This window comes from Chryseobacterium gallinarum, from assembly GCF_001021975.1.
In the GTDB taxonomy this organism is placed as follows: Bacteria; Bacteroidota; Bacteroidia; order Flavobacteriales; family Weeksellaceae; genus Chryseobacterium; species Chryseobacterium gallinarum.
The window spans coordinates 3,656,945-3,671,700 of record NZ_CP009928.1; the positions used below are offsets into that span (position 1 = coordinate 3,656,945).

The window sequence follows — 14,756 nt, forward strand, 5'->3', positions numbered from 1 at the left end:
TATGAAATCAGCAGTAACCTATAAATATAGCCTGGGCATTGCCATATTGTTTTTTCAGTATTCAAATGTCACAGCACAAATAAGTGAGAAAGATTTCCCCGTTGAAAAGAAAGCTGCTCTGCGAAATATTCTCGCTGCACAGGAAAGACAGTCTGTACAGAGAGAGCAGGCAGTGAGCCGGTTGAAATCCAAAGGATTTAAAGAAATTATTGTAGAAGGGGAGAATGTGAAGCAATTAATTAATGAAGATGAACAAGGGCACCCGATGTATTATACAACATTAAATGCTAATCCTTCCAAACGGATTAAAGCCAATAAATTCTACTCAGGGCAGGGATTAGGGTTGAGTATTTCCGGCCAGGGAATGATCATTGGTCAATGGGATTATTCTAAACCAAGACTTAGCCACCAGCTATTGACGGGAAAGATTACTTATAATACCAATCAAAATCAAACTATTTCCCGTCACAGTACCCATATCGCCGGTACATTGATTGGTAATAATACGAGCAATCCTAATGCTACCGGTATTGCCTATGATGCTACTTCTAAAGCCTATGACTGGGTGAATGATACAGCAGAAATGACAGTAGAAGCTTTAGGAGGTATGCTCGTTGCGAATAACAGCTACGGATTTGATCCGATATACTTACAAACATATCAGTTCGGAAAGTATAATACAACAGCAAAGGAATGGGATAATATTATGTATAATGCTCCTTATTTTCAGATTGTGAAAGCAGTGGGAAATGCCCGGAGTATTGATCCTGCTATTGCCCCTCAGGTCGCTGCAAAACAAGGCTACGACCTGTTAGAAGGAGGAGGAATTGCCAAAAATGTGTTGGTCGTTACTTCAGTCAATGAAAATAGTAATCCTAATGGGGATTCCGACTTTAGTATTTCTTCTTTCAGTAGCTATGGGCCAACCGATGATGGGAGAATTAAACCGGATATTGCCGCTCAGGGAGAAAATGTATATTCTTCTATAGAAACGTATAATTCTGCTTATGGCTATTATAATGGAACTTCTTCCGCATCTGCTTCTGTAACCGGAGGAATTACGTTACTCCAACAATATTGGAAAACCCTTAATCCTAATTATATGTGGTCGTCTTCCGTGAGAGCAATTCTCGCCCATACAGCGAATGATAAAGGCGCTTTGGGACCTGATTATATCTATGGTTGGGGACTGATGGATACGGAGAGAGCAGCACAATTGATCTATAGTAATAACAAAAGTACTTTAGTTAAAGAAGAAAATTTAGCTAATGGGCAAGAATATCGGCTATATGTTGTTGCAACAAAAGCCGATCAACAACCACTGGTAGCTACTTTAGCATGGACAGATCCTGCCGGGAACCTTGGAAATACAGTTACAGATGATGAAGCTAAAGCATTAATTAATGACTTGGATATTACCATCGTTAAAAAAGATGATGCCGGGAATGCACAAACTTTTTATCCCTGGAAGCTGGGAGGAATTAATAACTATACTGCTGTAGCAACGCGAAATTCAGCCAATTCAGTAGATAATATTGAGAAAGTGGAAATTGAAAATCCTGACGGACTCTATCAGGTGATCATTAAACATAAGGGAACTCTTCAGCAAGGAAATCAGAACTTTTCTCTGATCCTTTCAGGAGTATCTTTTTGTTATTCCGATGATTTATATGTATTGGTAAGAGAAAAAGACAATATTGATGCCCCTAATTTTGTAGGAACCGCTAAAGAAATTAAAGCGTCCAATGTTATTAAGAGTACAGCAAAAGTTACTTATAAGGCCACTAAGTCTGTAGAATTATTATCTGATGCATCAGGAGGTAATAACACAGTAGGATTTGAAACAGAACCGGGAGCAGACTTCTTAGCTTATATTGATCCGGATTGTGGCAATATCAGCCTTCCTTTACTCTATAAAGCACAATCATTGGCCAGAACAGCCAATAAGATCACAGCATCCGTTCCTGCAAAACAAATGGAGATTGATAAGCAGGATGAGATTATGCTGTATCCTAATCCCGCTCATGAAGAAGTGAATGTGAAATTCAGATTAGGAAAGACTTCTAAAGTTGTGATGACCTTATATGATGTATCAGGTAAAGAAGTATTGCGTCAGGAAAGTTCCCAGGATTTCCCTGGCGGAGAGTTTATGAAAACATTAAATGTAAGAGGGTTGCCAAGTGGAGCATATATCCTGTATGTAGAAACGGCAACTCAGAAAACCGGTAAAAAACTAATCATTAAATAAAAAAAAGACCATGAATTATTTGCATAGAATCATCTTTCTGTCTTTCAGTTCCCTGGCGTTTTCCCAAAGTCCCGGTGGAGTAGGAGAAGTAAGCCTCTGGCTGAAATCTGATGCAGGGCGAACAACAACACTGTTGTATACGGATTATAGTAGTAATCAACATGCTATATCAGCTGAGGCAGAAAAGAATAAACCCCGGTACAGCTTACTGAATTATAATGATGCGCTGGATTTTGACGGGACTTCTAATTTTCTGAAAATCCCTTACGTGATGGAAACCCTGAACAAGGTCAACCTGTTCATGATTTATCAGAATAAAAATACGAATAGGGAAAGTGCTCTGCTTTCTACGGATTTTTCAGGAGAAAAGGAAATGTACTACAGTACAGCCAACGTTTTCAGGTATAACAACGAGCAAATTAATGATATAGAACCTGGAAAGCTAGATAGCACAGCTTCTTTAAGTATGTATTCCAAATTTGATGTACCCTCTCAGAAAATAGGATATGTGTTGGGAAGTTCAGGAAAAAGCAATATTTATATCGGAAAAGATGCAGGAACAAGAAACTGGGCTGCTTTCAAAGGAAAATTACCGGAATTCTTTATTTACCGTAAAATTTTAACTCAAAATGAAAGAGACAGGGTTAATTCTTATTTAGCCATAAAATACGGAATTACCATACCTATGACTGAATATCTGAGCTCTAAAAGTAAAAAAGTATGGAAAAAAGAAGACTATACAGATTACCCTGAAAATATAGCGGGGATCGGTATAGATCAATATTCGGGGCTTTACCAGAAACAGTCTACCAGTACTTCTGAAAATAAACGCTTAATTATCGCCAGTAAAGAATTGGCTGTGAGTAATAAAACCAATACGGCACAGTTGCCTGATCAGACATTTCTGATTTGGGGAAACAGCCGGGATGGTTTGGTGCTTGATCAGGAAGTATTAGGACAGCAGCTTTTAAAAAGGAAATGGAAAATCCGTTTATCCGCTGAAAAGAAAGAAGAGGCTTTTCCCACAGAAGTTGTTTTCTACATCAAGGATATTATTCCTGTGATTCCTGAAGGGAAAAAATTATCATTGGTGATCGACAGATCCGGAAAAGGGGAATTCAATAGCACAGATCTGGAAACTTACTCTGTAGGATTAATAGATGATAAAGGATTTGCCCATTTCAAAGATGTAGTATTCGACAAAGACTTTTCGGGAACGGATGTGTTTACTTTTGCTTTAGGTTCAAAACTATTGTTGACAAAAGAAATTATACAGGCCAGTTGTAATAATAATTTTGGTGCCTTGAAACTTAATATTCAAGGGGGATCGGGACCTTATAAAATTAATCTTACCAAAGATAATGTACTGGTACAGAATCAGACTTCCCAAAACTCAAAAGTGGATTTTAATAATCTTGCAACAGGAAGTTATACAATGGAAATTTTGGATAAAGCCAATACTTCTTCGCGCTTTAGTTTTGAGATCAACAACTTTGGCTCCGTTCATAATAGTTTAGCTGAAAGTTATGTACTTCCTCAAAATGGATATATTGAACTCGATGCTTCCAAAAATATTGATAACAGGGGAACTCATTATCAATGGACTTCAGATAACGGATTTACAAGCACGCGTCCTGATGTTAAGCTCTATGAACCGGGAGAATATACCATTAAGGCAACCACTTCTGATGGCTGTGTGAGAATAAGTAAAGTGACCGTAACCCAATCATCAGAGAACGGTATTACTATTTTCCCTAATCCTACACGTGCCGGAGAAAGTTTTACGATTCGTGCCCGTCTGTCAAAAGCAGAAGATATTTATGTCAAAATCCTGGATATGTCCGGAAGACTGGCTAAAGAAAGAAAAGAATCCGGCAAATCATTCTATGAAATTAAGGATTCGCTTCTTGTGGGAGGAACATATATCGTAATCGTGGAAACCACTACCCAGAAAAAAACTTTTAAACTAATCATTAATTAGTAACGACTATGAAGACATCTTTATTTAACATAATCAGAAAACAGAAGAAGCTGGTTAATTCCTTTATCTTGCTTATCTCATGGTCGCAGATACATGCCCAGGCCAATCATCTTTTCCTGACGAAAGAAGAGAGGCAACCGGGAGGTAAGGAGTATAAAAGTATAGCCGCAAAAGATCCTAAATTTACCTTTTCTTCAGTTGAAAAGAATTTAGCCGATGCATCAGAACCTTCACCAGAAGTGTCAGATAATAAAGAGAAAGTTGCATCTCAATCTGAAGGAGTTTCAAAAAGTATTAACATTGAGAGAACAACATTTAATACCAGCCATACAAACAGCTCCAGATATTATATTTCAGATATCAAACAAGGTGTTATTGGTAAAGATGAAGCCCATCCTATAGACCAGGTGTATGATAATATCTTTACCGTAATCGTTGATAATGCAGTAAAATCAAATTCTTCCGCCTGGCTGGAATATGAATTGTATGGAGTGACTCATTCCTCCGGAGTAAGCAAATACATCAATGATGAATTGGCTACCGGAGGTAATGCTGTCGAAAAAAACAACCAATGGACTTTCCATTCGGAAGCATTATCAACTTCTGCAATTCTTCAAGGGAAAAACAAAATTACTTTTACCATTCCTTCTGAAGCAGATTATACCTACAAAGTCCGTAATGTCCGTATCAGAGTTGATAAGGCAATTCCTTCATCCTACAAACCGGAGAAAACGGTAGTTTCTGCATTGATCAAAAATATAGCAGCCGGGGAAGCCGGAGAATTACATTGGGAAGGAGCAGGCCTTGAAGTCAACAAAGGAATTCTGAAAACGTCACAGAATTTTTCGGTAACTCCTTTGAGGGATATTGATATTCCGGCTACAACACCAGAATTCGTCAATGTAACCAAAGAACATTTTGCTTATCGTTTTCTTCCGCATGGAGAACATTTCAGTATTCCTGCAAAAGTGACAATGGCGTATGATAAGTCTAAAATTCCTACAGGATATACAGAACAGGATATCAAAGCTTTTTATTTTGATGATATTCAGAAAAAATGGATGGCGTTAGAAAAGGATTCCTTAATGACTGAAAAGCAGATTTTGGTTTCCAAAACAACGCATTTTACAGATATGGTTGCAGGAATCATCAAGGTTCCGGAATCTCCGGAAACCGGGAACTATGCACCTAATTCCATAAAAGATATTAAAGCTGCCGATCCATCTACAGGAATTGTAAGTATAGGAGCGCCTTCTCCTAACAGTATGGGAACGGTAAATACGAGCTTCCCTATTAAGCTTCCTGCCGGTAGACAAGGAATGCAGCCCTCATTATCTGTCAATTATAACAGTCAAGGAGGTAACGGATGGATGGGATTAGGCTGGGACCTCTCTATTCCTGCCATTAGCATTGATACCAGATGGGGGGTACCAAGATATGATAGTGCCAAGGAAACTGAAATCTATTCTTTTGGAGGGGAACAATTGACCTTTAAGGACGGAGATAAATTTGTATTACCCAATCGTACAGAAGGTTTTGATAAAGACAGAACGGCGGAACGGCAGTTTTATCCTAGAATAGAAGGAGCTTATAACAAGATCATCAGACATGGAAGCAGCCCCTCCGATTACTGGTGGGAAGTCATCAGCAAGGATGGTACCAGAAATCTTTTTGGAGGGGATGGCACTGCGGTAGCGGAAAATGCAGTATTGAGACAGCTTGGTACCCGTAATATTGGACATTGGGCACTTTTCAGAACTATCGATACCAATGGGAATTATATAGACTATCACTATAATACCGATGACAGAGTTTATCAGGGAAATCCGGGTAACGGAGGGCAGGAAATGTATATTAAAGAAATCAATTATACTTTACATAATACACAAAATCCACCTAAAAATTATAAAATAGTATTTGAAACAGTTGCAGGAAGATCTGATGTACAGATTAATGGCCGTCTGGGTTTTCTTCAGGTAACTTCCAAAAAATTAAATAAAATTGAAATAACTTATGGAGGAGAGCCGGTAAGAAGTTATCATTTTATATATAAAGAAGGAGCTTTCTATAAAACATTGCTTGAAAGTATTACCGAAAAAAATGCAGAAGGCGCTGAGTTTTATACGAATAGAATAGAGTATTTTAACAACATTGAAACATCCCAGTATGCACCGGAAACCACCATAGACGGTGTGGCTAACGATGCAGGAATCAAGAGTTCTTCATTATTGGGACATGGTGATTCAAAAAATAGTACGGTTGGTGGAGCTCTTACATTTGGTCTTGCAAAAGTAGGAGATACTCAAGCGTATAATCCAATTACTAAAAGTGCAACTCTTGGAGGAGATTATCAGTATACTGAAGGAGAAGGTGGAGGAAGATTGACTATCACAGATGTGGATGGTGACGGACTGCCTGATAAGATTCTGAAAAATGAATGGAATTCTCCGGATACTACTTTTAAATACAGAAAAAAAGGTCCGGATACAGGTGCATTTGGTAGTAATTTATTAACTCCGGAAAATTCAAAATCGTTTTCTTATTCAAAAAGTTATACGAATAGTTTCGGTTTACAAGCAACAGCTTCAATCCTTTTTCAGGCAGGAGCTTCAGGTGGAACATCCAAAACAAAAGATCTGACTTATAATTACTTTACAGATGCCAACAGTGATGGGATTCAGGATATTGTAAGTAACGGGCAGGTTTACTTCGGAAGAGTAGAAAATGGAGTTTTAAAGTACAGTACAGATGTTTCATTAACTCCCAATCCCATTACGAAAGGTGCAGCAATAAGTACACCTGCTGTAGATTGTAATGAGGTATTGGAAGATTATAAAAACTCTCCATTGCATGATGTTGTTAAAGTCTGGAGGGCACCGTTTGACGGAATGATTGGAATATCCGGTTGGATGCAGCTAAAAAATCCTTCATCAAGTCCGGATGGTGTAAAAGTAAGTGTACAACACTTTAAGCCGGAGACTAACACTTCAAGCTTCCTTACACCATTCACGGTCCTTACGGGTACAGCAAGGGCTAATATCACTACAACTTCATTACAGGTAAAACAAGGGGATTATATTTATTTCAGAGTAAACTCAAGGGATAATGGTGTCGGCGATCTTGTTGAAATGGTTGCTGGGATTTCTTATCTTTCAACTCCTATCTCATATCCCTATCCGGGAGCTCTTTCAGACTGGTACAGAGATTCATCAGAAACTCCTTTGGGACAATTAGATAATGTGAGCTTGGTAAGCAGTAAAAATGGTACAGGTGTTCCTGTGAATGTTGCTTCCGGTACTATTACGGGAACTTTTAATAAACCTCTGACAGTACAAGATATTACCGTTAAAATTGTAAAAAAACAATCAGATGGTACGGTAACAACAATAGGAAGCCAGCAGTATCCATATACAACTACAGGAAATCAAACCCTTCAATTGAATACCGGGGCTTTGACGGAGAATGATATTGTATATTTCCAGGTACAATCTAATTTGAATGAGAAATGGGAGAATTTAAAATTTAATAATTTAAAATTGACCATCAATTATGAAGGAAGTGATATAGAGCTTCCTATCATTCCGGATTTCCAGTTTTATAATTTAAGAAACAATACAACGGCTACATTTAAGCCATGGATTGACATGCGTGGTCGTGACGGAAATTATTCACTCTATGCAAAGTTAACAGGTAAACCAGCCGGAAGATATACTTATATCGTAAGAAATAGGGTAATGCAGCGTGGAAACTTTGTAGACCCAATTATTACTACGATCAATTGGACAGGCAGTGTGAATTCTATGCAGGAGCTTTCTATTTCTCAGCCGATCATACGTTGGAATGATTATTATGTTGAATGTTATACGGACTTAGCTTCTGACGCCGGATTGGATGGAGCAATTCCTAATATGGAGGTGGAAATTCGTGAATCTGTGAATGTGAATCCTGCTGCTCCTACCGTATTTGAAACCCATGGTATCAATGTCTATGGAAAAGATACTGATAAAATATACAAAGAAGGTTCCAGTACAGATTTGTCCACTGATAATGGAAGATTTGGAGCAATGTACAGAAGCTGGGGGCAATTTATTTACCATGGAGGATATGGTACATTACCTACTGCTTGTAGCCAACTACAGGATCAGCTACCAGATTATGGAAGTCAGCCTATAGATCCTGGTAAATTAGTTCCTCCTAGTGATGAGAACGATTCTACACCTTTGAATTCCAGGCTTTTCATCATGATGAATGCTTATAACGGAAGAGATTTCAATACTCCAAGTAATACCGACTATGTTCAGAGGTATATTGGAATGAGTAAAACGACTTACGTACAAGGATCAGAGATTTCTTCATCACGAATGGGAATGAATGATATGAGCGTGCTTTCACAAGGTACATCTGCGAATACTCCGGGAGTTTTTAATGCTCCTGTGAAGCAATCGAAAACCACTAATAAGAATGGCGGGATTTCGGGAGGTTTCTCTGTTTTCTCATTGAATAAAACAACGTCTTCAGGTGAAACGATCAACACTCTTGATTATTTTGATATGAATGGCGATGGGTATCCCGATGTCTTAAGTGGAAATAATATTCAATATACCAATATGATTGGTATGCTTTCCGGAAATACTTTGCCGGGAGCAAACGATAATCCACATAGAACCAATCATAAAAATACAGGGGTAGGAGTTGGTCAAAGCTATCCTTTGTCTGGAAAATCCAATGAATCCAGTAATAAAAATGCCTTGAAAGCCGTTGAGCCAGGATTTAATTTTTCAGCGGGAACATCTGATGGAACAGATTTCTCTAATTACAGTTATATTGACATTAATGGAGACGGGTTATTGGATAAAGTAGCGAATGACGGGCAGGTTCAGCTGAACTTAGGGTATTCTTATGCTCCGGCTGAAAGCCTTTCATATGGTAATTTCAGAAATGGAACCACCACTTCAACGAATCTTGGTGCGGGAGCATCTATTGGAGGTACGGTAACAAGTGGTTTACCGAAGGGTGTCAATATGTTTAACGGAAGTATTGCTTTTGGAGCAGGAAAATCTGAAACGTTTACTGATCAGAAAACATCCCTGATCGATATCAATAATGATGGTTTGGCAGATTTGGTAACCAATTCAGGCGGAAACCTGAGTGTACAGATTAATACAGGAAATAAATTTGTTTCCATACCATGGAACGCTTCATCCAATATTCAACAGGATGTTTCCCGTGGATTTAATATGAATGTCGGATTTACAGCATCTATCCTCATTCCTCTTGGAACTACCGGAAATTCACTAAAAATTTCTATAAACCCTAGTACAAGCTTTGGAGAAGGAGATAGTAACGTTAAGCAGCAAATATTAGATTTAAATGGAGATGGTTTCCCGGATTTATTAAAATCACAGGCGGATGGAGACGGTAACTTTAGCAATACGAGCGCACTGGTACAATATTCCACAATAGGGACTACGAATCTCCTTAAGAAAGTAACGACTCCAATGGGAGGATCTTGGGAAGTTTCCTATGAAAGGGCAGGAAATACCTACGAGCTTCCTCAAAATAAATGGGTAATGTCTTCTGTAGTTTCTTATGACGGATTTACTGGGGATAGTCAGTTTAAACCTGATTTTTCTAAAATTACAGTTACTTATGAAAACCCTTACCACAGCAGAAGGGAAAGAGCCTTTTATGGATTTGAGAAAGTAAGAACCAACCAAATCAATACAGGAAACGGAGGAGCTGCGGCTACTGAAATATACCGTTATACATTACAGACTTTTAACAATAATTCATACTTTTTAAAAGGAGCTTTATTGTCTGAGGTATTGTATGATGCTGCGGGAAATAAATGGACGGAGAAGATTAATGACTATTCTGTACGCTTCATCAATAACACCAATACACCGGAAACTAATCTTTTCAAAGGCGATGCAGAAAAAAGTTTGCAAAATTATGCCTACTTTATAGCTTCGGTTAAAACGATGTCCAACTTTTACGAAGGACAAAGCACAGCAGGTAAATCCACCTTCACTCAAAATGTCACATTCGATAACTATGCGAATTTAACAGGATATTTTGATAAAGGAGATGAGAAGATTGGAAGCACAGACGAATTAACAACAGAAATTCAATATCAGATTACTGATAATGCCTCCAACTACCTTATACTACCTACTAAGGTGAAATCAACCGCCACAGGGTTAGTAAGAGAAAGAACGGCTCAGTATGACGGTAAAGGTAATGTTACAGCCATTACAATGATAGGACCTGGAAATCCTGTCAACAGTTATGAGTATGATATCTATGGAAATATTAAAAAAGCAACTGGTCCTGCCAATTATCAGGGACAACGTTTCTTCCATGAATATACTTATGATACCAATGTAGCAACATATCCGACAGTGGTAAAAGATGCTTTCGGGTACAGCAGCAAATCGGAATATGATTTCCGGTTCGGAGTGCCTGTCTTTACTGAAGACATGAATTTACAGCCAACGCAATATGCATATGATGCAGCGGGAAGAACTACTGAAATTACAGGGCCTTATGAATTGTTTAATGACATTCCGTGGACGATACAGTTTGAGTATAAGCCTATTACAAATGCACCATTGAATGCTACAGGAGCACAGTCTTACGCCATAACCCGTCATTATGATCCTGATAATGCTAATAATACTATTAATACGATAAGTATTTCAGATGGTCTGGGTAGTCCTATCCAGGTGAAAAAGACAGCGGATCTTTATCAGAAAGGACTTAAATATGTTATATCCGGAAAAGTTGAGAAGGATGCTTTTGGAAGGGCATTAAAAATGTATTATCCTACAGAAGGACAAGCTTCAGTGAATACTTATGATGCAGCAGTAGATAATATTGTTCCTACGATTAACACCTATGATGTTCTGGATAGGGTACTTACAACTAAGCTACCGGACGAAGACCTGATTTCTGAAGTAGAGTATGGTTTTGGAAATGACCGTGAAGGAAGAAAGATGTTCCGTACCATGATGACGGATGAATTAGGAACAATCAAAAATACATATACGGATATCAAAGGACGTATTACAACAATACACGAACCATCCAATACAGGGGATATCTTTACCAGCTTTACTCATGATGCGATTGGAGAATTATTGAAAGTAAGGGATGTACAGAATAACCTGACCACCAGTATTTATGATGATCTCGGAAGAAGGACTTCCATGACCCATCCGGATAATGGTACTTCAACTTTCGCCTATGACCCTGCAAGCAATATGACTTCCAGAACCAACGCGGAAAATGAAACAGCTACCTATGAGTATGATTACAAACGTTTAAAAGCAATTAATTATCCAAAATATCCTGAAAATAATGTGAAATATTATTATGGTCAGGCGATGGATGCCTCAGCAATGGATAATAATGCGGTGGGAAGATTATGGTATCAGACTGATGCTACCGGTACCCAATACCTGAAATACGGAAGATTAGGCGAATTGACACATCAACGTCGTTCTGTAGCTGCTCCTGGAGCAGGAGTATACTGGTTCGGTACCGAATGGGAATATGATACCTGGAACCGTGTGAAAACAATTACGTATCCGGACGGAGAAAAAGTAACGTACAATTATAACCTGGCCGGAAACCTTAAGAGTATGGCTTCCGTAAAAGATGGATTTGCCAGAAATATCATCAATGAATTAGGCTATGATAAATTTGACCAGAGGGTATTCCTGAAATACGGAAACGGAACCACAACCAGCTATGAATACGAAACGAAGAGAAGAAGGCTACTGAAGCTGAATGCCCAGACTCCTACGAATCGTTACTTCATGAAAAACCTATATCAATATGATGTAGTAAGTAATGTCTTGCAAATCCACAATAATGCTCCTGTAGCACAAGCTGGACTATTAGGAGGAGGAACCAATCATGCCTATGGGTATGATGATTTATACAGATTAACTTCTGCAAGTGGAAACTGGCGTGGGATGAACCCACAAGGTCAGGAAGAGCGTCAGCGTTATACGGTTACAATGGCTTATGATAATATGCATAATGTGATGAGTAAAACACAGAAGCATGAAAGAGCCATGGGCAGTACCGGAACAGTCTGGAATAACATTGAGGCTACTTCTTATCGTTTAAATTACCGGTATGAAGGAACAAAACCACATGCTCCGACAACAATTGTAGATGAGCCTAATGTACCGGGGGCCTTATGTTGTGACGTCAACAATCCACAGGTGAAGTTCCAGAATTACACCTATGATAAAAAAGGAAACCCTACGGCAATTGCACAACAAACCTGTACCGTAACAGAACCAAAAACCAAGTACTTATGGGATGAGGAAAACCGTATGCGTTTTGTAGATACCAATCCTTCCACTCCGGAAGTAGACGGTTCAGCGATCTATACGTATGATGCGGGAGGGGAAAGAATTATTAAAAACGTTCTTTCTACAGCAGTGATCACAGGATCTAACGGAACTTCTCAAACGATCACCAAAAATGATTATAGCTTGTATCCTAACGGAATGGCTGTCGCAAGACTAATCTTCAATACTCAGACCCAGAAATATGAACTTTCTTATACCAAGCATTATTATGCCGGAGATCAGCGTATCAACAGCAAGCTGGGGAAAGGAAAAGATGTAGGATTATTTAACTGTGCATGGTTAATCATTCCTTACGGTGCTGGAGCGTCTTCCATCAATGAAAAAGTAGTAGCCAAAGAAAAACTGGAAGCCAATACTACAGCAAGTTTAGCGATTATGGCAGCGAACGGAATTACGCCACCCCCTAATTACGGACAAAATGCAGGATATACAGAAAATTGTGTACCTTCGTATACAGGCGTGGAAGAGAAGGATACCTATTGGTACCATCCTGACCACCTTGGCAGTAGTTCTTTTATTACCGGTTTAGATGGTGAAGTAACCCAAAATATCGAGTATTTCCCAAGCGGAGAGGTTTTTGTGGAGAATCATAAGAATTCTTACAATACACCTTACAAGTTTAATGGTAAAGAGCAGGATGATGAGACAGGATATTACTATTATGGAGCGAGATATTATAATCCTAGAGTGAGCTTGTGGCTGAATGTAGATCCGTTGGCAGAACAGTTTCCAGGACGGTCTCCATATGAATATACATTTAGCAATCCAATTAAATTTGTTGATCCAACAGGAATGGCGCCAGACGATCCTAAACCAGGATTTTGGAAAAGCTTTTTTGCATCTGTTGGAAGAGGATTGGCGGGTATTGGACGTCATATAATGAATAATCCTAATTATGCTGGTTATGGATATTCTCCAAATATGAAAACTCCTAAAGTAAGTGATTTTTCAGCATATCAGATTAATTGGAAACAGCAGTTAGATCCATATTATCAAATTAATAGTTTTTCGAGGTCATTAGTTGGTGGTACCGTTAATTTTGTGGGTGGTTTATATACTTTAGATGGTGCAAGAACTGCGAAGGCAATACCAGATGTAGCATCTTCATGGGGAATTCTTTTTGGATTATCAAAAGCCTTATCTGTCAATAGTACAGGTATAGCAAGAAGAGCATTATTTGATAAAGCAGGAGATATTTTATCATCTTCAGGTAAAAAGCCATATGTTATCTCTGCCGTTATAGATTCAGAAACAGGAAGAGTATTTTATGGAACAAATCGAACAATAAAATCATTGGATGATGTGAATGATGTTCTAAAACAACATCTTCCTAAAAATAGTCTTGAACGTTGGCCAACCTATAATTGTGCAGAATGTGATGCTTTTAATAATGCTTTAAATGCTGGTGCAAAATGGAAAAATCTAAAAGATATGCACACAATGAGATTAGAAAATGGAAAATATATTGATTTTACCAGATGTCAAAACTGTCAACAAACATTTAAGAATAGAAAACCTACTAGTGAATAATATGGAAAATGATTTTTTTAATAACATATCTATAAATGGTAGATATATATATGGATACTTATGTTTAAATTCTTTTTTTAGTAGTAAAAATACCCCAGATTTACCTGAAAGTCTGAAAAAAGATATAGAAGAGTTTGTAAGCTCAGATAGACTTGATATATGGCATGAAAATATAGAAGAGGTTTTGCCATCAATAATCATTAACAATTCTTTTAATTCAGGATATTATGAAATAATAGATGAAAAATATTATAATGATCTACGAGAATATTATACTAACATAGGTAGTGATTCGTGTAATTTAATAGAAAATTTATTAAATATAGGAGCCAGTAATTTGTTTGGAGCTTTTGATTCAACAATTTCTATAAAATATTTGAATAATATAATTAGTATATTAAAAGATAATAATGTTTATTTGCCAGATCCTGAACGTGTTGCTGCTTTAAATGTAGAAGAGAAAAATGGATGGGGAAATACTGTAAGTATGAAAGATTATTTGCCTTTTCAATAATTGATCGCCCGCTGTGCAAAGTCTTTGACTTTGAGCAATAACAAAAACATAGCCACTATAATTTGTAGTGGTTATGTTTAATAATAATGTTTTTTT

4 protein-coding genes are annotated in these 14,756 nt (G+C 37.9%); all 4 read left to right on the top strand.

Annotated features, from left to right (window positions below; all coding sequences use genetic code 11):
* Position 1 precedes the first annotated feature (1 nt).
* From OK18_RS16195 to OK18_RS16210, 4 genes are read left to right on the top strand one after another with little or no spacing between them, the layout of a single operon-like run.
* Positions 2–2,248 (top strand): S8/S53 family peptidase, encoded by a 2,247-nt coding sequence (locus tag OK18_RS16195; RefSeq protein ID WP_053328677.1) that lies wholly within the window; start codon positions 2–4, stop codon positions 2,246–2,248.
* A gap of 10 nt (positions 2,249–2,258) precedes the next feature.
* A complete protein-coding gene (locus OK18_RS16200) occupies positions 2,259–4,229 on the top strand; it encodes a T9SS type A sorting domain-containing protein (protein WP_053328678.1) in 1,971 nt (656 codons plus the stop codon).
* Positions 4,230–4,237: 8 nt separating this feature from the next.
* On the top strand, positions 4,238–14,146 hold the full coding sequence (locus OK18_RS16205) for a SpvB/TcaC N-terminal domain-containing protein (protein ID WP_053328679.1): 9,909 nt from the start codon (positions 4,238–4,240) through the stop codon (positions 14,144–14,146).
* A gap of 1 nt (position 14,147) precedes the next feature.
* On the top strand, positions 14,148–14,660 hold the full coding sequence (locus OK18_RS16210) for a hypothetical protein (RefSeq protein ID WP_156173313.1): 513 nt from the start codon (positions 14,148–14,150) through the stop codon (positions 14,658–14,660).
* Positions 14,661–14,756: the final 96 nt, after the last annotated feature.

Coding starts and splice junctions, on each gene's coding strand:
- OK18_RS16205 (WP_053328679.1), top strand. CDS start 4,238: ATGAAGACATCTTTATTTAACATAATCAGAAAACAGAAGAAGCTGGTT.
- OK18_RS16200 (WP_053328678.1), top strand. CDS start 2,259: ATGAATTATTTGCATAGAATCATCTTTCTGTCTTTCAGTTCCCTGGCG.
- OK18_RS16195 (WP_053328677.1), top strand. CDS start 2: ATGAAATCAGCAGTAACCTATAAATATAGCCTGGGCATTGCCATATTG.
- OK18_RS16210 (WP_156173313.1), top strand. CDS start 14,148: ATGGAAAATGATTTTTTTAATAACATATCTATAAATGGTAGATATATA.